16 protein-coding genes are annotated in these 20,816 nt (G+C 52.4%); 5 read left to right on the top strand and 11 right to left on the bottom strand.

What is annotated here, in order from left to right:
* The 5 genes from thiG to KP80_RS19730 all read left to right on the top strand — a co-directional run bounded on the left by thiG (position 1) and on the right by KP80_RS19730 (position 4,630).
* Positions 1-771: a thiazole synthase gene (gene thiG, locus KP80_RS19710; RefSeq protein ID WP_052285342.1), complete on the top strand. Its 771-nt coding sequence runs from the start codon at positions 1-3 to the stop codon at positions 769-771.
* Entirely contained in the window at positions 768-1,898 is a 1,131-nt protein-coding gene (thiH, locus tag KP80_RS19715; RefSeq protein ID WP_052285343.1) for a 2-iminoacetate synthase ThiH, read from the top strand. The genes thiG and thiH overlap by 4 nt, the downstream gene beginning before the upstream one ends.
* 374 nt (positions 1,899-2,272) lie before the next feature.
* Positions 2,273-3,814 (top strand): sensor domain-containing diguanylate cyclase, encoded by a 1,542-nt coding sequence (locus KP80_RS19720; protein ID WP_052285344.1) that lies wholly within the window; start codon positions 2,273-2,275, stop codon positions 3,812-3,814.
* Positions 3,815-3,999: 185 nt separating this feature from the next.
* Entirely contained in the window at positions 4,000-4,305 is a 306-nt protein-coding gene (locus KP80_RS19725) for a PTS sugar transporter subunit IIB (RefSeq protein WP_052285345.1), read from the top strand.
* Positions 4,306-4,312: 7 nt separating this feature from the next.
* Entirely contained in the window at positions 4,313-4,630 is a 318-nt protein-coding gene (locus tag KP80_RS19730; RefSeq protein WP_052285346.1) for a PTS lactose/cellobiose transporter subunit IIA, read from the top strand.
* Positions 4,631-4,704: 74 nt separating this feature from the next.
* On the opposite strand, the gene KP80_RS19735 is transcribed toward KP80_RS19730, so the two are convergent.
* The 11 genes from KP80_RS19735 to secE form a co-directional block, all read right to left on the bottom strand.
* Positions 4,705-5,679, bottom strand: coding sequence for an ABC transporter permease (locus KP80_RS19735; RefSeq protein ID WP_052285347.1), 975 nt, complete (start codon positions 5,677-5,679; stop codon positions 4,705-4,707).
* Positions 5,672-7,201 carry a sugar ABC transporter ATP-binding protein gene (locus KP80_RS19740; protein ID WP_052285348.1) on the bottom strand — a complete coding sequence of 510 codons (1,530 nt, stop codon included), beginning with the start codon at positions 7,199-7,201 and terminating at the stop codon, positions 5,672-5,674. Before KP80_RS19740 ends, KP80_RS19735 begins: the two co-directional genes overlap by 8 nt.
* A gap of 79 nt (positions 7,202-7,280) precedes the next feature.
* Positions 7,281-8,243, bottom strand: a complete 963-nt coding sequence (locus KP80_RS19745) for a sugar ABC transporter substrate-binding protein (protein ID WP_156315702.1) — start codon at positions 8,241-8,243, stop codon at positions 7,281-7,283.
* Between the two features lie 203 nt (positions 8,244-8,446).
* On the bottom strand, positions 8,447-12,670 hold the full coding sequence (rpoC, locus tag KP80_RS19750; protein WP_052285350.1) for a DNA-directed RNA polymerase subunit beta': 4,224 nt from the start codon (positions 12,668-12,670) through the stop codon (positions 8,447-8,449).
* 76 nt (positions 12,671-12,746) lie between these two features.
* Entirely contained in the window at positions 12,747-16,775 is a 4,029-nt protein-coding gene (gene rpoB / locus KP80_RS19755; protein WP_052285351.1) for a DNA-directed RNA polymerase subunit beta, read from the bottom strand.
* A gap of 318 nt (positions 16,776-17,093) precedes the next feature.
* Positions 17,094-17,459 (bottom strand): 50S ribosomal protein L7/L12, encoded by a 366-nt coding sequence (gene rplL / locus KP80_RS19760; protein ID WP_052285352.1) that lies wholly within the window; start codon positions 17,457-17,459, stop codon positions 17,094-17,096.
* Between the two features lie 66 nt (positions 17,460-17,525).
* The gene (gene rplJ, locus KP80_RS19765) at positions 17,526-18,023 is read right to left on the bottom strand and encodes a 50S ribosomal protein L10 (protein ID WP_004097644.1); all 498 of its coding nucleotides are present in this window, start codon (positions 18,021-18,023) and stop codon (positions 17,526-17,528) included.
* A gap of 293 nt (positions 18,024-18,316) precedes the next feature.
* Complete coding sequence (rplA, locus tag KP80_RS19770) at positions 18,317-19,021, bottom strand: 50S ribosomal protein L1 (protein ID WP_052285353.1); 705 nt, start codon at positions 19,019-19,021, stop codon at positions 18,317-18,319.
* Positions 19,022-19,024: 3 nt separating this feature from the next.
* Entirely contained in the window at positions 19,025-19,453 is a 429-nt protein-coding gene (gene rplK / locus KP80_RS19775) for a 50S ribosomal protein L11 (RefSeq protein WP_052285354.1), read from the bottom strand.
* A 157-nt stretch (positions 19,454-19,610) separates the two neighbouring features.
* On the bottom strand, positions 19,611-20,156 hold the full coding sequence (nusG, locus tag KP80_RS19780) for a transcription termination/antitermination protein NusG (protein WP_052285355.1): 546 nt from the start codon (positions 20,154-20,156) through the stop codon (positions 19,611-19,613).
* Position 20,157: 1 nt separating this feature from the next.
* The gene (secE, locus tag KP80_RS19785; protein WP_035895925.1) at positions 20,158-20,541 is read right to left on the bottom strand and encodes a preprotein translocase subunit SecE; all 384 of its coding nucleotides are present in this window, start codon (positions 20,539-20,541) and stop codon (positions 20,158-20,160) included.
* Positions 20,542-20,816 lie beyond the last annotated feature (275 nt).

A 20,816-nucleotide genomic window follows, 5' to 3' on the forward strand; every position in this document is an offset into this window, starting at 1 on the left:
ATGTTACGTATTGCCGATAAGACGTTTGATTCGCATCTGTTCACCGGTACAGGAAAATTTGCCTCATCACAGCTGATGGTTGACGCGATTCGCGCCTCCGGCAGCCAGCTGGTGACGCTAGCAATGAAGCGTGTGGATCTCCGTCAGCACAACGATGCCATTCTGGCGCCATTAGTTGAGGCAGGCGTCACGCTGCTACCCAACACCTCTGGCGCCAAAACTGCGGAAGAGGCCATTTTTGCCGCTCAGTTGGCACGTGAAGCGCTGGGTACCCACTGGCTGAAACTGGAAATACACCCCGATGCCCGCTGGCTGCTACCGGACCCTATAGAAACACTGAAAGCCGCCGAAGCATTGGTCAAACAAGGTTTTGTGGTACTGCCCTACTGCGGCGCTGACCCGGTGCTGTGCAAACGGCTGGAGGACGTGGGTTGTGCAGTGGTCATGCCGCTTGGCGCACCTATCGGCTCCAATCAGGGGCTGGAAACGCGGGCAATGCTGGACATCATCATTCAACAGGCCACCGTCCCCGTGGTGGTGGATGCCGGGATCGGCGTACCGAGCCATGCGACCCAGGCACTGGAAATGGGGGCCGATGCGGTATTGGTTAACACCGCCATTGCCGTGGCCGATGACCCAGTCATGATGGCCACAGCGTTCCGTCTGGCGGTTGAGGCCGGGCTCCTTGCTCGTCAGGCTGTTCCCGGCAGCCGCAGCATGCAGGCGAACGCCACCAGCCCGTTGACCGGATTTCTGGAGGCGCTGGCATGAAAACCTTCACCGATCGCTGGCGGGAGCTGGAGTGGGATGACATCCGTCTGCGCATCAACGGTAAAACCGCCGCCGATGTTGAGCGGGCGCTTAACACCACATCGCTGACTCGTGACGATCTGATGGCGCTGCTCTCCCCTGCCGCCGCCAACTATCTGGAGCCACTGGCGCAGCGGGCGCAAAAACTCACCCGCCAGCGTTTCGGCAACACCGTCAGTTTTTACGTACCTCTGTATCTCTCCAATCTGTGCGCCAACGACTGCACTTACTGTGGTTTTTCGATGAGCAATCGCATCAAGCGCAAGACGTTAGATGAAGATGAGATAGGACGCGAGTGCGAGGCTATTCAAAATCTTGGTTTTGAGCACCTGCTGCTGGTCACCGGTGAGCATCAGGGGAAAGTCGGCATGGACTACTTCCGTCGCCATTTACCTGATATTCGCCGCCGGTTCGCTTCGCTGCATATGGAAGTCCAGCCGCTGGAGACAGCTGAATACGCCGAGCTGAAGACGTTGGGGCTCGATGGGGTGATGGTCTATCAGGAAACCTACCACGAAGGCATGTACGCTCAGCACCATCTGAAGGGCAAAAAGCAGGACTTTTTCTGGCGTCTGGATACACCGGATAGACTGGGTCAGGCCGGTATAGACAAGATTGGGCTCGGCGCGTTGATTGGGCTTTCGGATAGCTGGCGGGTGGACTGCTTTATGGTCGCCGAGCATCTGCTGTGGCTACAGCAGCGCTACTGGCAAAGCCGTTACTCAATCTCGTTCCCGCGTCTGCGTCCCTGTGCGGGGGGCATTGAGCCCGCTTCGCTGATGGATGAGCGACAGCTGGTGCAGGTGATTTGCGCCTTCCGTCTGTTCTCACCGGACACCGAGCTATCGCTCTCAACCCGCGAATCGCCGTGGTTCCGCGATCATGTGATCCCGCTGGCTATTAACAACGTCAGCGCCTTCTCGAAAACGCAGCCTGGCGGATATGCAGACAACAGACCCGAGCTTGAGCAATTCTCGCCACACGATGCACGCACGCCGATTGAAGTGGCCAGCGCGTTAACGGCACGCGGGCTACAGCCGGTGTGGAAAGATTGGGACAGCTGGCTGGGACGCGCCTCGCAATCCTAAAGCAAATCATTCAATGGCAAGAAACAGTCTGGATACCGCCTCGCAGAGACAAAAAGCGGACGTTGTTCAACTGCTCTACTCATTTTACGCTGCCTTGGTTGGCTACCTGAGCTAACCAGGGTAGCGTTTCTTCCTCTGCTACCCTGCCCTATTCCCGCCCAATACAGGTCATAAAAAGAGTCTGCTACGAGCAATTTAATCTAAAGATGCGGATCACGTACTCCAGGAAGGGTTAATAACGTATAATTTTAAACGTGCGTTAAATATTCATGGCCCACCCGGTAGACTATAATTTTGTCGCACAAACCGATGTATGAAATTGCAGTGTAAATACGCATCCTTCCTCTGCAATTTCTCTCAGGAATGGAAACCCTATGCGACACAACGGCAGAAAACTGTCTTTTACGACACCGATTTTTATTAGTTTTGCGGGTATTATCCTGAGCTTCATTCTTATCGCTTCGCTGGTTACGGTTATCCAACGCAACGATACAATACGCGACTATCACAGCGTTAACCGCAATTTCACCCACAATCTCGCCGTCAATTACACTGAATCCATTCTGCATGAGAATGATTACATTCTGGGACGAGCAGCCACCTACCTGGCCCGTAACGACGAACTGAACAACGTCGTGAATATTGATCCCGACAAAGGGCTGCAAACCATGATGCAGCTGCTGTCTATGATGCCGACCGTGTCATCAATCTCTGTCGCCGATACATCAGGTCATTATCTTCGAGCCCCACAGGTAGTAGAACGCCCCGATACGCACGCCTTCGATGCCACGACTCGCCCATGGTTTATTCATCAAGGTGATGGCGGAGTTTTCAGCCGTTATACCCAGCCTTATACCGATTTTTTCACGCAACATCAGACCGTGACGTTGTCAAAACCCGTCATCTCGACGGATGGCAAGCTCAAGGGAACGCTGGCGTTCCATTTTGATTTAGCGGCAATGAGCCATACCTTGCGCCAGATGAAATCGCCGGTTCAGGGCGAGTTTTTCATCGTCAACCGACAAGGGCAGGCGCTGCTACATCCAGATAGCGGTAAACTCTTCCAAAACGTTGTCTCCGAAAAACTGCTCGCCGGTATGACTGCGGGCGAAGGGGAAGTCTTCGATAAACCGGGGCGAACCTGGTACTACTACTACTCGTTCACCAACCCTGATTGGTTTGTTATCTATAAGGTTTCCGACCGAACCATGAGCCTGCTCGCGCAGCATGAGAGCATTATCGTGAGCTGGGGCTTTGCTCTGGCGGGTATCATTATCATTACCTTTGGTTTGTACCTGCGTCATGCTTCTCGCGGTATCCTGATGAACATCATCAACGCCATTAAAACTGGCGATACCCGGCATGCGCCTGGGATCGAAGTGATGCTGCACAAAGCCATTGAAACCAATAAAGAACGTGAACGCGCATACGTCCGACAGGCCACGGTAGATTCACTGACAGGGTGCAAAAACCGTTGGGCATTCGATACTGACATTACCGCGTTGATGAACGATCACCAGCCCTTTGCCCTGGCGCTGGTCGATATTGATAACTTCAAATCCATCAATGATACCTGGGGCCATCTCAGCGGCGATATCGTGCTGCGTAATGTTGCCCGTGAAGGTATAACCATCCTGCAGGCACATGGGCTTTCACTCTATCGCTACGGCGGTGAGGAGTTCGCCATCATCTTTACTGCAGAGCACGTCGAGCAGGCCGGCGCACTGCTTGAGCTGTGGCGGATTAACGTTGCTAACCGTACCTGGCGTGAAGAAGGACTGAGCGTAACCTTCAGCGCAGGGCTGGGAGAATGGCATATGGAAACGCTGGAGCATCTGGTCTCTAGCGTCGATGAAGCGCTTTATAAAGCCAAACGTCAGGGAAAAAACCGTATCCTGCGCACATCAGTCTCCTAAGCGACAACACCCCCCATATAAAACCCGCTCTGCGGGTTTTTTTATCTTTCCCTCTCACAAAATGTAACCGGTTTCAGTTTTTTGAAGCGATCTTTGTGATGCCTTACACACAATCAACGCAAAGCGGTTGTTGATCGTTTCAGCTCGCGATAAACATGATTCATCACGGTTCATGAGGGAGCATTATGAAGAATATCGTTTTATGCTGCGCTGCAGGAATGTCCACCAGCATGCTGGTTCAACGTATGAAAGATGCAGCTCAGAAAAAAGGCATTGAAGTCTCAATTAAAGCCGTACCAGTGGCCGAGTTCAAAGCAAACATTAACGAGGCGGACATCGTCCTGCTCGGCCCACAGGTGAAGTATGAGCAGGCAAAACTGCAGGCTCTGGCCGACCCGCTGGGCAAAAAAGTCGCCGTCATCGACATGATGGATTACGGCATGATGAAAGGCGATGTGGTGCTTGAGAAAGCCCTTAAGTTGATGGAGTGAGAAAGACGTGGAAGATTTAGAATCAATCATCATGGAGTTGCTGGTGAATGCCGGTGCCGCGCGTAGTTCCGCATTAACCGCATTGCAGCTTGCTCGCAAAGGCGATTTTGACGGCGCTGGCCAGGCGATGGAAGAATCCCGCGAGTTCGTTAAACTGGCCCACGGTATCCAAACCCAGCTTATCGGCATTGACGAAGGCACGGGTAAACTGCCGGTCAACCTGATTACCGTTCACTCTCAGGATCACCTGATGAACGCGATGGTCATCCAGGATCTGGCAACCGATATGATTGAACTGTACCGCCGTATTCCTCTGGTGAGCTAAACGCGCCGCCGTAAGAATGCAGAAGGCACCCCGAAGGGTGCCTTTCATTTTTGGATTTCCACTACGCTTGCACGTTAGGCCTTCAGCCGATGGCTACGGTAAGTATCCAGCACCACAGCCACCACAATAACCGCACCAGTGATCACGCGCTTGGTGGGCTCGCTGGCACCAATTTGCGCCAGTCCGGCTGCCAGCACAGAAATAATCAGCGCACCGAGGAAAGTGCAAATCACCGAGCCTCGTCCCCCCATCAGGCTGGTGCCACCGATAACCACCGCGGCAATCACCTGCAACTCCATCCCAACCCCACCGTTCGGGTCAGCGGCTTCCAGTCGTGCAACCTGAAAGAGCGACGCCAGCCCGGCAAGCGCGCCCATCAGCGCAAAGACGATGACCTTGTACGGTGCAGGATTAATCCCCGACAGCCGCACCGCCTCTTCGTTTGTCCCAATACCGATGAGATGTCGGCCAAAGATGGTCCGGGTTAATACCAGATGCCCAATGATAATCACCAGAACGGCTATAACAAATGACGGGGAGATGCCGAAAATAATGGGATCAGCGAGGAAATCAAAGCTCGAACCGATATAGGCAGTACGGGAATCCGTCAGCTGATATGCACTTCCACGCGCCATCTCAAGCATCCCCAGTGAAACAATAAACGTCGGGATTCGCCAGATGACCGATATTAGCCCGGTCAGCGATCCCACAAACGTCGCCACCACGATACCAGACAGTGCCGCCAGCCATGGTGACCAGTGGAGGTTAAGATAGGTCACGCTGACGACCGCTGCCGATAGCGCCAGCACTGAGCCCACCGACAGGTCGATACCCGCAATAATCAATACAAAGGTCATGCCAACCGACATCACCATCAGGTCGGGAATTTGGTTCGCAATGGTGCTGAAGGTATTCAAACTCAAGAAATGATCGCTCAAAAATGAGAACAGCACGATCATCGCCAGCAGCGCGCCAATCAACCCCAGATAGCTGCTCAACCCACGCCATGATCCGGCCCGGCGATTAACGGGCAGTGAAGGATTACTCATTATGTGAATTCCCTGTAGCATGTTGATAGCCGGAAAACGCGGCGGCCAGAATCGCATCCTGCGTCCAGGTATCGCGGGTAAAGGTCTCTACCAGTTTGCCGGCAGACAGTACCGCAATCCGATCGCAAATCAGCATCAGCTCACGCAGATCGCTTGAGACCACAATCAGCCCCTTGCCACTCTGCGTCAGTTCATTGAGCAGCAAATAAATGTCCCGCTTGGCGCCAACGTCGATGCCACGTGTCGGCTCATCAAACAAGATGACGTCACAGTTTCGCTCCAGCCAGCGGCTAATCAATACCTTTTGCTGATTACCACCGGATAAACTATCAACCGCAAACTCAGTACCAGAGGTGCGAATACCCAGACGGGTTATATATTTCTGCGCGAGCTGCCGCTCCTCGCCGGCATTGAGCCATGACAGGCGACTGACTTTTTCGCTATTACCGAGCGAGGTGTTGGCTGCAACCGACTGTGGCAGCAGCAGCCCTTCTCCTTTACGGTCTTCGGTGACCAGCGCGATACGGTGAGCAATCGCCTCCGATGGCGTACGGATGGTGACAGGTTTAGGAGGATCTCCCACCAGCAGCTGGCCGCTGTCGATGCGGTCGGCACCAAAAATGGCGCGCATCAGCTCGGTACGTCCAGCGCCGACCAGCCCACTGATCCCGAGAACCTCGCCACGGTGAAGCGTCAGGGAGATATCCTGCAGTACATTACCGCGGGTGAAGTGTTCGACTTTCAGTATGGGATTGCCCCGCCGGCGGGCGCTGATATCAAGGGTACTTTCCAGATCGCGCCCCACCATCAGTGACACTAGCTGATCGCTGGTATAACGCTTGATATCATCCGTACAGACCACATTCCCGTCACGTAATACCGTAATGTCATCCGCAATTTGCGCCAACTCATCAAGACGGTGAGAGATGTAAATCAGCGACACGCCACGCTGTTTAAATAACTGAATTTGCTCAAACAGCAATTCTACTTCGCGGCTGGTCAGCATAGCTGTGGGCTCATCGAGAATCAGAATACGGCTGTCACCAATCAGGTTACGGGCGATTTCAATCATCTGTTGGTGACCGATGCCGAGCTCCCCCACAAGCATATCTGGATCGAGTGACTGCAGACCGACCATCTCCATCACTGGATACGCCATCTCACGCAGACGTTTACGCTGTATCCACCCCCCCCAATTGGGTAACTGGTCGAGGAAGAGGTTTTCGGCAATGGTTAAGGTGGGTAGCAGATTCAACTCTTGCATCACCATACGAATGCCGAGTTTTTCTGCCTCTTTACGGCTGGCGGGCGCGTAGGGCTGCCCGAGATAGGTCATCGTTCCGGTTGTCGGTGTGATCAGACCGCCGATAATTTTCGAGAGTGTACTTTTTCCTGCACCATTTTCCCCGGTCAGCGCCAGCACCTTTCCGGCATATAACGTGAGATCGATATTTGCCAGCACCGGTTCATTGTAGGTTTTCCCGATGCCGGACATCGCCAAGATTTCTTGATGTTCAGCCATTTCGCACACGCACCTGCTCTGTTGATTCCCTATAAAAATCCGGGGGCATTGACGTTCCCCCCGGAGAGCCAGTGGCACGTTACTGCTTCACAATCAGTTTGACCGGTGTTTCCACGCTGCCCGAGAGCTCGTTCTGTTTTTTACCGGCTTTTAACGCATCCAGCGCGGTATCAATCCCGAAGACCGCCTGCTGTGACGCGAACTGATCCGCCGTCGCCAGCACGCGACCATCCTGCAGCATAGGTTTAATCGCTTCGATATTGTCGTAGCCGACCACCTGCACCTGACCACGTTTACCTGCCGCCCGGATCGCAGAAACCGCGCCGAGGGCCATGTTGTCGTTGTCCGCCAGCAGTGCTTTGATATTCGGGTATTCGCTCAGCATCGCTGCTGCAATGGCGTTGGCGTTATTCATCTCCCACTGACCGGACTGTACGGAAACCACTTTCATGCCACCGGCTGACATGGCGTCCTGGAAACCGAGCGTACGCTGCTGTGAGTTAGTGGAGGTTGGTATACCCTCGATAATGCCGACCTCGTCACCCGCCTTCAGATGCTTCGCCAGATAGTCGCCAATATCTTTCGCGCCTTTACGGTTATTGGGCCCGACAAACGGTACGTTCAGACCTTTATCTTTCAACACGGCGGCATCGAACTGGTTGTCGATATTGATAACCAGAATCCCGGCATCAACGGCCTTTTTCACCACCGGAACCAACGCTTTTGAATCGGACGGCGCAATAATTATGGCGTCGGCTTTTGACACAATCATTTGTTCAACAATTTGGATTTGGCTCGAGGTGTCAGTTTCATTTTTAATCCCGTTTGAAACCAAATCGAATTTATCGGCATTTTTCTTTTGATAATCCTTCGCGCCATTCTCCATGGTCAGGAAAAACTCATTCGCCAGCGATTTCATGACTAACGCGATTTTTGGTTTATGCGGTTGGGCATCCGCGGCAAAGACAGGATTGACGATCGCTGCAGAAAGCGCCACTGCAGCAGCAGAACCAATAAAATAAGAAAATATCTTTTTATTCATGACGTTATCCATTTTCAAAGGTAGGGTTAGACGCAATACCCGATGGAGTATAGTCAAGCTAAAAGCCGCCCAGAGTGAGGCACTGCACAATATTCCAGGGTAAGACTCGGCTGTGCTAAATAGGGTAGGAGACAAGAAAAAAACAATAAAAAAGGCCAGTCGCGATGACTGGCCTTTTCAACTTATCGCACTAACGTGAGCGATTAGTCGTTATCGGAACCGCCCAGACCTGCGTTCAGCAGTTCTGCCAGGTTTGCAGAAGCTTCTTCTACGCTTACCTGTGGTGCTGCAGGGAGTTCACCCGCTGCACGACGACGCATGCGATCCTGGTGGTACGCATAACCGGTACCCGCTGGGATCAGACGACCTACGATAACGTTCTCTTTCAGGCCACGCAGTTCGTCACGTTTACCCGCAACGGCTGCTTCGGTCAGGACACGAGTCGTCTCCTGGAACGATGCGGCAGAGATGAACGATTCGGTTGCCAGAGATGCTTTGGTGATACCCAGCAGGTCGCGAGCAAATGTTGCCGCCACTTTGCCGTTCGCTTCCAGATCGCGGTTAGCAATCTTGACGCGGGAGTATTCAACCTGCTCGCCTTCCAGGAAGTCGGAGCTACCAGCATTCTCAATGGTCGCTTTACGCAGCATCTGACGAACGATAACTTCAATGTGTTTATCGTTAATCTTAACGCCTTGCAGACGGTAAACGTCCTGTACTTCGTTGGTGATGTAACGCGTTACCGCGTGTACGCCACGAAGACGCAGGATGTCGTGCGGCGCTTCTGGACCATCGGAAACCACGTCACCACGTTCTACACGTTCGCCTTCGAACACGTTGAGCTGACGCCATTTCGGAATCATCTCTTCGTATGGATCGCTACCGTCTAACGGCGTGATCACCAGGCGGCGTTTACCTTTGGTTTCTTTACCGAAGGAAATGATACCTGTGATTTCCGCAAGGATAGCTGGCTCTTTCGGACGACGTGCTTCGAACAGATCCGCAACGCGTGGCAGACCACCGGTAATATCCTTAGTACCACTGGATTCCTGAGGAATACGCGCCAGGGCGTCACCAGAGTGAATCTGAGTACCATCTTCCAGCTGAACAATCGCTTTGCCCGGCAGGAAGTACTGAGCAGGCATATCGGTACCTGGGATCAGAACATCATTACCGTTTGCATCAACGATTTTCAGCGCTGGACGCAGGTCTTTACCACCAGCAGTACGCTCTGCAGAATCCAGAACCACCAGAGAAGACAGACCGGTCAGCTCGTCGGTCTGACGAGTAATGGTCTGGCCGTCAATCATGTCGGTGAAGCGGAGGAAACCGCTCACTTCGGTGATAACTGGCATGGTGTGTGGATCCCAGTTTGCTACGGTTTCGCCGCCTGCAACCTGCTCGCCATCACCTTTAGCCATAACGGAGCCGTAAGGCACTTTATAGCTTTCTTTGGTACGACCGAATTCGTCGATCAGTTTCAGCTCGGTGTTACGAGAAGTGATAACCAGTTTACCATTGGAGTTCACAACCGACTTCGCGTTGCTGAGCTTGATGCTACCTTTGTTTTTCACCTGGATGCTGGATTCAGCAGCCGCACGAGATGCCGCACCACCGATGTGGAACGTACGCATCGTCAGCTGTGTACCTGGCTCACCGATGGACTGTGCCGCGATAACGCCGATAGCTTCACCTTTGTTGATGATGTGGCCACGCGCCAGGTCACGACCGTAGCAGTGTGCACATACACCAAAGTCGGTGTCACAGGATACAACGGAACGCACTTTGACGGAGTCAACGGAGTTCTCTTCCAGCAGGTCACACCACTGTTCGTGCAGCAGCGTGTTGCGTGGAACCAGAATGTCCGCAGTACCCGGCTTCAGAACGTCTTCAGCAGTCACACGACCCAGTACGCGATCGCGCAGTGGCTCTTTAACATCACCACCCTCGATAACCGGGGTCATGGTGATGCCTTCCAGCGTGCCACAGTCATCTTCAGTAACAACCAGATCCTGTGCAACGTCAACCAGACGACGCGTCAGATAACCGGAGTTCGCTGTTTTCAGTGCGGTATCCGCCAGACCTTTACGAGCACCGTGAGTAGAGATGAAGTACTGGAGTACGTTCAGACCTTCACGGAAGTTCGCGGTGATTGGCGTTTCGATGATGGAGCCATCTGGCTTCGCCATCAGACCACGCATACCTGCCAGCTGACGAATCTGTGCTGCAGAACCACGCGCACCGGAGTCGGCCATCATGTAGATGCTGTTGAAGGAAACCTGCTGCTCTTCAACGCCGTCACGGTTAATCACGGTTTCAGTCTGCAGGTTATCCATCATCGCTTTGGATACACGATCGTTCGCCGCAGCCCAGATATCGATAACTTTGTTATAGCGTTCGCCGGCGGTAACCAGACCAGACTGGAACTGCTCCTGGATCTCAGCAACTTCAGCTTCCGCTTCGCTGATGATTTCGTATTTCTTCTCTGGGATAACCATGTCGTCGATGCCGACAGATGCGCCAGAGCGCGCTGCGTAAGCAAAGCCGGTGTACATGGTCTGGTCAGCGAAGATAACGGTCGGCTTCAGGCCCAGAATGCGGTAACAGGTGTTCAGCATTTTGGAGATAGCTTTCTTGCCCAGCGCCTGGTTGACGATGGAGAAAGGCAGACCTTTCGGCACGATCATCCACAGAATCGCACGGCCAACGGTCGTGTCTTTCAGGGTAGTGGTCGCAACGAATTCGCCGTTTTCATCTTTTTCGTATTCGGTGATACGCACTTTAACGCGCGCATGCAGAGAGGCCAGACCTGCGCGATAGATACGCTCAGCTTCTTTAGGGCCAGTCAGCACCATGCCTTCGCCTTTGGCGTTAACACAGTCACGGGTCATGTAGTACAGACCCAATACAACGTCCTGAGATGGAACGATGATTGGCTCGCCGTTCGCAGGTGACAGGATGTTGTTGGTAGACATCATCAGCGCACGCGCTTCCAGCTGGGCTTCCAGCGTCAGCGGTACGTGAACAGCCATCTGGTCACCATCGAAGTCGGCGTTGTATGCCGCACAAACCAGCGGGTGCAGCTGAATAGCTTTACCTTCGATCAGTACTGGCTCAAACGCCTGGATGCCCAGACGGTGCAGTGTTGGTGCACGGTTCAGCATAACCGGGTGTTCGCGGATCACTTCGTCCAGGATATCCCAAACGACAGCTTCTTCACGCTCAACCATTTTCTTCGCGGCTTTGATGGTGGTGGCCAGGCCACGCAGTTCCAGCTTGCCGTAGATGAACGGTTTGAACAGCTCCAGTGCCATTTTCTTCGGCAGACCGCACTGATGCAGACGCAGGTATGGACCTACGGTGATTACAGAACGACCGGAGTAGTCAACACGCTTACCGAGCAGGTTCTGACGGAAACGACCCTGTTTACCTTTGATCATATCAGCCAAAGATTTCAGAGGACGTTTGTTAGAACCGGTGATTGCACGACCGCGACGACCGTTATCCAGCAGGGCATCAACCGCTTCCTGCAGCATACGTTTTTCGTTACGTACGATGATGTCAGGCGCAGCCAGGTCCAGCAGGCGTTTCAGACGGTTGTTACGGTTAATGACGCGACGATACAGATCGTTCAGGTCAGAAGTCGCGAAACGACCACCATCCAGTGGAACCAGCGGACGCAGATCTGGCGGCAGAACCGGCAGAACGGTCAGGATCATCCACTCTGGTTTGTTACCAGACTGAACGAAAGCTTCCAGCAGTTTGATACGCTTGGTCAGCTTTTTACGCTTGGTTTCAGAGTTGGTTTCGTTCAGCTCTTCGCGCAGAGTTTCACACTCTTGCTCCAGATCCATGCTCTTCAGCAGGGCCTGGATAGCTTCCGCACCCATCTTCGCGTCGAATTCGTCACCGAATTCTTCCAGCGCGTCCAGATACTGCTCTTCAGTCAGGATCTGTTGACGTTCCAGATTGGTCATACCGCCTTCGATAACCACATAAGATTCGAAGTACAGCACGCGTTCGATATCACGCAGTGGCATATCGAGCAGCAGACCGATACGGGACGGCAGCGATTTCAGGAACCAGATGTGCGCAGTTGGACATGCCAGCTCGATGTGGCCCATGCGTTCACGACGCACTTTGGTCTGGGTCACTTCAACGCCGCACTTCTCACAGATCACACCACGGTGTTTCAGGCGCTTGTACTTACCGCACAGGCACTCGTAATCTTTTACTGGCCCGAAGATACGGGCGCAGAAAAGGCCGTCACGCTCAGGTTTGAACGTACGGTAGTTGATGGTTTCCGGCTTTTTAACTTCACCGAAAGACCATGAACGGATCATGTCTGGCGATGCCAGAGCAATTTTGATCGCATCAAACTCTTCGGTTTTAGTCTGCGCTTTCAGAAACTTTAATAAATCTTTCACGGATTTGCTCCCGTCGGAGTTAGCACAATCTGGCGCCGGGTCTTACCCCGGCACCAGTGACCTGTTTGAGCGAGAGTTACTCGTCTTCCAGCTCGATGTTGATACCCAGGGAACGGATTTCTTTCAACAGTACGTTGAAGGATTCCGGCATGCCCGGTTCCATCTGATGGTTACCATCTACGATGTTTTTATACATCTTAGTACGGCCATTCACGTCATCAGACTTAACGGTGAGCATTTCCTGCAGGGTGTATGCCGCGCCATATGCTTCCAGCGCCCACACTTCCATCTCCCCGAAGCGCTGACCACCGAACTGTGCCTTACCACCCAGCGGCTGCTGAGTAACCAGGCTGTAAGAACCGGTAGAACGCGCATGCATCTTGTCATCAACCAGGTGGTTCAGTTTCAGCATGTACATGTAACCTACGGTTACCTGACGCTCAAACTGCTCACCGGTACGACCGTCGAACAGGGTAATCTGACCAGAAGAAGGCAGACCGCCGAGTTGCAGCAACTCTTTAATTTCTGACTCTTTCGCACCATCGAAGACTGGTGTTGCGATTGGCATACCCTTACGCAGGTTTTCTGCCAGACGCAGCACTTCATCATCGCTGAAGGTGCTCAGGTCGACTTTCTGACGAACGTCGGTACCCAGATCGTAAGCACGCTGGATGAACTCGCGCAGTTTCGCGACTTCTTGCTGCTGTTTCAGCATGGCGTTGATCTTATCGCCGATGCCTTTCGCAGCCATACCCAGGTGGGTCTCAAGGATCTGACCGATGTTCATACGCGATGGTACGCCCAGCGGGTTCAGTACGATATCTACCGGCGTACCGTTAGCATCGTGTGGCATATCTTCGATCGGGTTGATCTTGGAGATAACACCCTTGTTACCGTGACGACCTGCCATTTTGTCACCAGGCTGGATACGGCGTTTAACGGCCAGGTATACCTTAACAATCTTCAGCACACCCGGTGCCAGATCGTCGCCTTGGGTGATTTTGCGGCGTTTCGCTTCGAGTTTTTTCTCAAACTCGTGCTTCAGTTCGTCGTACTGCTCAGCCAGCTGTTCCAGCTGATTTTGTTTCTCTTCGTCGGTCAGGCCGAGTTCCAGCCAGCGATCGCGAGGCAGTTTGTCGAGCTTGTCAGCTTCAACACCGCCGGCAACCAGCACCGCGTAGATACGGCTAAACAGGCCAGCTTCGAGGATCTGCAGTTCTTCAGACAGGTCTTTCTTAGCCTGCTTCAGCTGCATCTCTTCGATTTCCAGCGCACGTTTGTCTTTTTCTACGCCATCGCGAGTAAAGACCTGAACGTCGATAACGGTACCAGAAACACTGTTTGGTACGCGCAGAGAAGAGTCTTTAACGTCAGACGCTTTCTCACCGAAGATCGCACGCAGCAGCTTCTCTTCCGGGGTCAGCTGGGTTTCACCTTTCGGCGTTACCTTACCAACCAGAATGTCGCCACCGGTCACTTCAGCACCGATGTAGACGATACCGGATTCATCCAGTTTGGAGAGCGCAGCTTCACCCACGTTAGGGATGTCAGCGGTGATCTCTTCAGGCCCCAGCTTGGTGTCACGGGACACACATGCCAGTTCCTGAATGTGGATGGTGGTGAAACGGTCTTCCTGAACAACACGCTCGGATACGAGGATGGAGTCTTCGAAGTTGTAACCGTTCCATGGCATGAATGCCACGCGCATGTTCTGACCGAGCGCCAGCTCACCGAGGTCGGTAGATGGGCCATCAGCCAGCACGTCACCGCGCTCGATTGGCTCACCCAGAGACACACATGGCATCTGGTTAATACAGGTGTTCTGGTTAGAACGGGTGTATTTGGTCAGGTTGTAGATGTCGATACCCGCTTCGCCCGGATACATCTCGTCTTCGTTAACTTTGATAACGATACGGGATGCGTCGACGTACTGAACGGTACCGCCACGCTTAGCAACTGCAGTAACACCGGAGTCAACGGCAACAGCACGTTCCATACCGGTACCAACCAGCGGCTTATCAGCACGCAGAGTTGGAACGGCCTGACGTTGCATGTTCGCACCCATCAATGCACGGTTGGCGTCATCGTGTTCCAGGAACGGGATCAGGGACGCACCGACGGATACCACCTGCTGGGTGGATACGTCCATGTAGTCAACCTGGTCGCGGCTGAAGAGGCTCGATTCGCCTTTGCTACGGCAAGTTACCAGGTCTTCTACAAAGTGGCCTTCGTCATCCAGGTTGGAGTTCGCCTGAGCGATGACGTAGTTACCTTCTTCGATAGCAGACAGGTAATGAATTTCGTCGGTTACCACACCATCGGTCACTTTACGATACGGAGTCTCGAGGAAGCCGTATTCGTTAGTCTGTGCGTACACGGACAGGGAGTTGATCAGACCGATGTTTGGACCTTCAGGCGTTTCGATTGGACATACGCGACCGTAGTGAGTCGGGTGTACGTCTCGAACTTCGAAGCCTGCACGTTCACGGGTCAAACCGCCTGGGCCGAGGGCAGAGATACGACGCTTGTGCGTGATCTCAGACAGCGGGTTGTTCTGGTCCATAAACTGAGAAAGCTGGCTGGAACCAAAGAACTCTTTCACTGCTGCAGAAATCGGCTTGGCGTTGATCATATCCTGAGGCATCAGGGTATCCAGATCGCCCAGAGACAGACGCTCTTTCACCGCACGTTCTACACGTACCAGGCCAACGCGGAATTGGTTTTCCGCCATTTCGCCTACGGAACGGATACGACGGTTGCCGAGGTGGTCGATATCATCGACTTCACCTTTACCGTTACGGATATCGATGAGCTTTTTCATCACTTCGATGATGTCTTCTTTGCTCAGGATACCGGAACCTTCGATCTCATCGCGCAGCAGGGAACGGTTGAACTTCATACGACCGACCGCAGACAGGTCATAACGGTCTTCGGAGAAGAACAAGTTCTCGAACAGGCTTTCTGCAGCTTCACGAGTCGGCGGCTCACCAGGGCGCATCATGCGGTAGATTTCTACCAGAGCGCTCAGGCGGTCGTTGGTTGGGTCGACACGGATAGTTTCAGAAATATATGCGCCGTGATCCAGATCGTTGGTGAACAGCGTTTCGATACGCTTGTGACCAGACTGGCTCAGCTTAGCCAGCAGATCCAGGCTCAGCTCCATGTTCGCAGCACAGATTAGCTCACCGGTGGATTCGTCAACGTAGTCTTTCGCCGCAACTTTACCTGCGATGTACTCAACTGGAACTTCGATATGTTTGATATCGTCTTTTTCCAGCTGGCGAATATGACGCGCAGTAATACGACGCGCTTTTTCTACGTAGATTTTGCCATTCGCTTCGATGTCGAAGGAGGCAGTCTCACCGCGCAGGCGCTCTGGCACCAGTTCCATCTGCAGTTTGTTGTCGCGAATTTCGAAGACAACTTTGTCAAAGAACAGGTCAAGGATCTGCTCAGTGGTGTACTGCAGGGCACGCAGAATGATGGTCGCAGGCAGTTTACGACGACGGTCGATACGGACAAACAGGTTGTCTTTCGGATCGAACTCGAAGTCCAGCCAGGAACCACGGTAAGGAATGATACGCGCGTTATACAGCACTTTACCCGAAGAGTGGGTTTTACCCTTATCGGAGTCAAAGAAGACGCCTGGGCTACGGTGCAGCTGAGAAACGATAACACGCTCAGTACCGTTGATAACAAAGGTACCGTTGTCAGTCATGAGCGGAATTTCGCCCATGTAGACTTCTTGTTCTTTAATGTCTTTAACGGTGCCTTCCGGGGCTTCGCGCTCGTAGATCACCAGACGCAGTTTTACGCGCAGCGGTGCGGAATAAGTCACGCCACGAATCTGACATTCCTGAACGTCAAACACCGGTTCGCCCAGACGGTAGCTGACGTATTGCAGCTCCGAATAACCGCTGTAGCTTTTAATCGGGAATACGGAACGGAAAGCTGCTTCCAGACCATACTGACCTTCGGGATCTTGCTCGATAAACTTCTGGAACGAGTCAAGCTGGATAGAAAGGAGATAAGGTATGTCCAGAACCTGCGGACGTTTACCAAAATCCTTACGAATACGTTTTTTCTCGGTATAGGAGTAAACCATAGGGTTCCTCAGCTCGCTGACAAGTCGACGCATCTGTCCATTGGCAGACAGTTTGTGCAACACTATTTTGTTGACCGGAAAATGGAACACTTTCCGCAATACCTGTTGCTATCACGCTTAAACCATTTCATTGCGATTTACACAGAGCGAGCACCCTGTCGCAATATATTAAGTCGTCGATAGAAACAGGCATTGTCAGGACAGCCAGCAGTCAAACAGTGTGAAACGCTACTGGCGCCTTACAGCGCAAAATGGCTGGTGACTAAAAAGTCACCAGCCATCGGCCTGATTTCTCAGGCTTCAACTAGAAAAGTTGGCTTATTTAACTTCAACTTCAGCGCCAGCTTCTTCCAGAGATTTTTTCAGTGCTTCAGCGTCATCTTTGCTCACGCCTTCTTTCAGAGCGGCTGGAGCAGATTCTACCAGGTCTTTAGCTTCTTTCAGACCCAGGCCAGTTGCGCCACGTACTGCTTTGATAACAGCAACTTTGTTAGCGCCAACTGCTTTCAGAACGACGTCGAATTCAGTTTTTTCTTCAGCAGCTTCAGCTGGGCCTGCAGCAACAGCTACAGCAGCAGCAGCGGAAACACCGAATTTTTCTTCCATTGCAGAAATCAGTTCTACAACGTCCATTACGGACATAGCTGCAACTGCTTCAATGATTTGATCTTTAGTGATAGACATTTAAATTGTTCCTGAAAATCAGAATAAGTTTATACGTAAGCAAATACTTTACAAAGACAACCGCTATTAAGCAGCTTCTTTCGCATCGCGTACAGCAGCCAGAGTGCGAACCAGTTTGCCAGCCGAAGCTTCTTTCATGGTTGCCATCAGGCGTGCAATTGCTTCTTCGTAGGTTGGCAGTGTAGCCAGGCGATCGATTTGCGATGCCGGGATCAACTCACCTTCAAAGGCTGCGGCTTTGACCTCAAATTTTGCATTCGCTTTCGCGAACTCTTTGAACAGACGAGCAGCTGCGCCCGGGTGTTCCATAGAGTATGCAATCAGGGTCGGACCAACAAACGTGTCTTTCAAGCACTCGAATGGAGTACCTTCAACGACGCGGCGCAGCAGGGTGTTACGAACAACACGCATGTATACGCCAGCTTCACGACCTGCTTTACGCAGTTCAGTCATTTTGTCTACAGTTACGCCACGGGAATCCGCAACTACTGCAGACAGCGCGCCTTTGGCTACTTCGCTGACTTCAGCAACAATCGCTTGTTTGTCTTGAAGATTTAAAGCCATTAGCTTTGCTCCTGGATGTTTGCCGGAACTCATGTTCCGGAACTCACTTCACTCTCCCCAACGGAAAGAGCGTCTAAATACGGTGAGCAGAAACAAGCCAGAGTATTAAAAATAATCTTAGCGTTCTGTCACCGTCTACGCAGGGCATTAAGCTTCTTTCGAAACACCTGCGGTCTTCGACGGAGGCCTGGATAGGCCAGGCTCCAACGAACAAATCTTTTTATCTGCTAACTTTCGTTAACAAACGTGGGGGTAGAATTGTAGACAAAACCACCGCCCACGTAAAGCTAATCTTAGTTCGCCGCAGCGCTCAGACCAGCCTGATCAACAGCAACACCCGCACCCATGGTGGTGGAGATGCTAACTTTCTTGATGTACACGCCTTTAGCCTGAGTTGGTTTCGCTTTTTTCAGCGCAACCAGCAGAGATTCCAGGTTTTCTTTCAGTTTGTCAGCGTCAAAGTCCACTTTACCGATGGTGGTGTGGATGATGCCGTTTTTGTCGTTACGATAACGAACCTGACCTGCTTTAGCGTTCTTAACCGCTTCAGCAACGTTAGGGGTTACAGTACCAACTTTCGGGTTTGGCATCAGACCACGTGGGCCCAGAACCTGGCCCAGCTGGCCAACAACGCGCATTGCATCCGGAGAAGCAATAACAACGTCAAAGTTCATTTCGCCTTTCTTGATCAGGTCAGCCAGATCTTCCATACCTACCAGCTCTGCGCCAGCAGCTTTAGCTGCTTCTGCGTTAGGGCCCTGGGTAAATACAGCAACGCGAACTGAACGGCCAGTACCGTGCGGCAGTACAGTTGCACCACGTACGTTCTGGTCAGATTTACGAGCGTCGATGCCGAGGTTAACAGCAACGTCAACGCTTTCGTTGAATTTAGCAGTGGCCAGCTCTTTCAGCAGAGCAATGGCTTCGTTGATGTCGTACTGTTTAGTCGCATCAACTTTTTCACGGATCACGCGCATACGCTTGGTCAGTTTAGCCATTTCTTAATCCTCCACTACCAGGCCCATGGAACGTGCAGTACCTTCGATTGAGCGAGTCATCGCTTCAATGTCGGCGCCAGTCATGTCGGCAGCTTTGGTCTGCGCGATTTCCTGTACCTGAGCACGGGAAACTTTACCTACTTTGTCTTTGTTCGGCTTGCCGGAACCAGACTTAATACCAGCGGCTTTTTTCAGCAGAACTGCTGCTGGAGGCGTTTTGGTAACGAAGGTGAAAGAACGGTCAGCGTAAACGGTGATAACAACCGGAATTGGCAGACCTTTTTCGATGGAATCAGTTTTTGCGTTGAACGCTTTGCAGAATTCCATGATGTTCACGCCCTGCTGACCCAGTGCTGGACCAACCGGTGGACTTGGGTTCGCCATACCAGCTGCAACCTGCAGCTTAACGTAGGCTTGGACTTTCTTAGCCATTCTAAAATCCTCTAATTGGGTGATAGCGCCTCAAGGAGGCTCCCCGTGATAAAAATTCGTCTTACAGGCAGATGCCCATAAAAACAAAAGGCGCGAAATTGTATGCCAATTTCGCGCCTCATGCAACGATTAGATCGATGCTTTTTTGATCGCCGTGTTACGCTTTCTCAACCTGAGCAAAGTCCAGTTCTACTGGGGTCGCACGACCGAAGATAGAAACGGACACTTTCAGGCGTGACTTCTCGTAATCCACTTCTTCAACAACGCCGTTGAAGTCAGCGAATGGACCATCGCTGACGCGAACCATTTCGCCTGGTTCGAACATTGTTTTCGGACGCGGCTTATCACCTACCTGCTGCAGGCGGTTCATGATCGCATCAACTTCTTTGTCGCTGATAGGCGCTGGGCGGTCAGATGTACCACCGATAAAGCCCATCACGCGAGGAACGCTACGTACCAGGTGCCAGCTTGCATCGTTCATCACCATCTGAACGAGCACGTAGCCCGGGAAGAATTTACGTTCGCTCTTACGACGTTGGCCGCCACGGATTTCGACAACTTCTTCTGTCGGAACCATAACTTCGCCAAACAGCTCTTCCATGTTTTGTAATTTGATATGCTCGCGCAGCGACGTGGCTACACGGCCTTCAAAACCGGAAAACGCCTGAACGACGTACCAACGCTTTTTAGGTGCTTCAGACATCTTAGAACCTCAGGCCAGTGATAAAGGATACCAGGCGAACCAGAATACCATCCAGTCCCCACAGGATCAGTGACATTACCGCAGTGACCGCAGCAACGATCAGCGTAGTGTGCAGCGTTTCCTGGCGAGTCGGCCAAATCACCTTACGAACTTCAGTTCTCGCTTCACGAGCAAACGCAACGGTCGCTTTGCCTTTCGTCGTCAACAGCGCGACACCACCCGCTGCAGCAATAATAATTACTACGGCCAGCGCACGCAGCGGCAGCATCATGTCACGATAAAGGTAGTTACCTACGATTGCTACGATCAGCAATACGGCAACGGCTACCCACTTCATCGCTTCCAGGCCGCGCCCGCTCCCTTGAGCTTCGGTATTCGCACTCATAAACCAACCTGTCAGAAGTATTCTACAAACATTTCCACCCCGCGAGTGCGAGGCGATCCAAACCGAAATTGAGTTTCGGACTAAACGCCCTCTACAGAGCCTGTCTCAGCAATGATTATGGCAAAAATAATCACTGATGAGCCAGGTTCTGGTTCGACAGCGTATAAAAAGGGCATCAAATGATGCCCTTTTATTGCGCATTGCGTCAAATAATATCAGCAATTAGCTCATTACTTTGGCAACAACGCCCGCTGTCTCTTATACACATCTGACGC

The sequence above is a fragment of the Kluyvera genomosp. 1 genome, assembly GCF_001266615.1.
Classification (GTDB): domain Bacteria; phylum Pseudomonadota; class Gammaproteobacteria; order Enterobacterales; family Enterobacteriaceae; genus Kluyvera; species Kluyvera cryocrescens_A.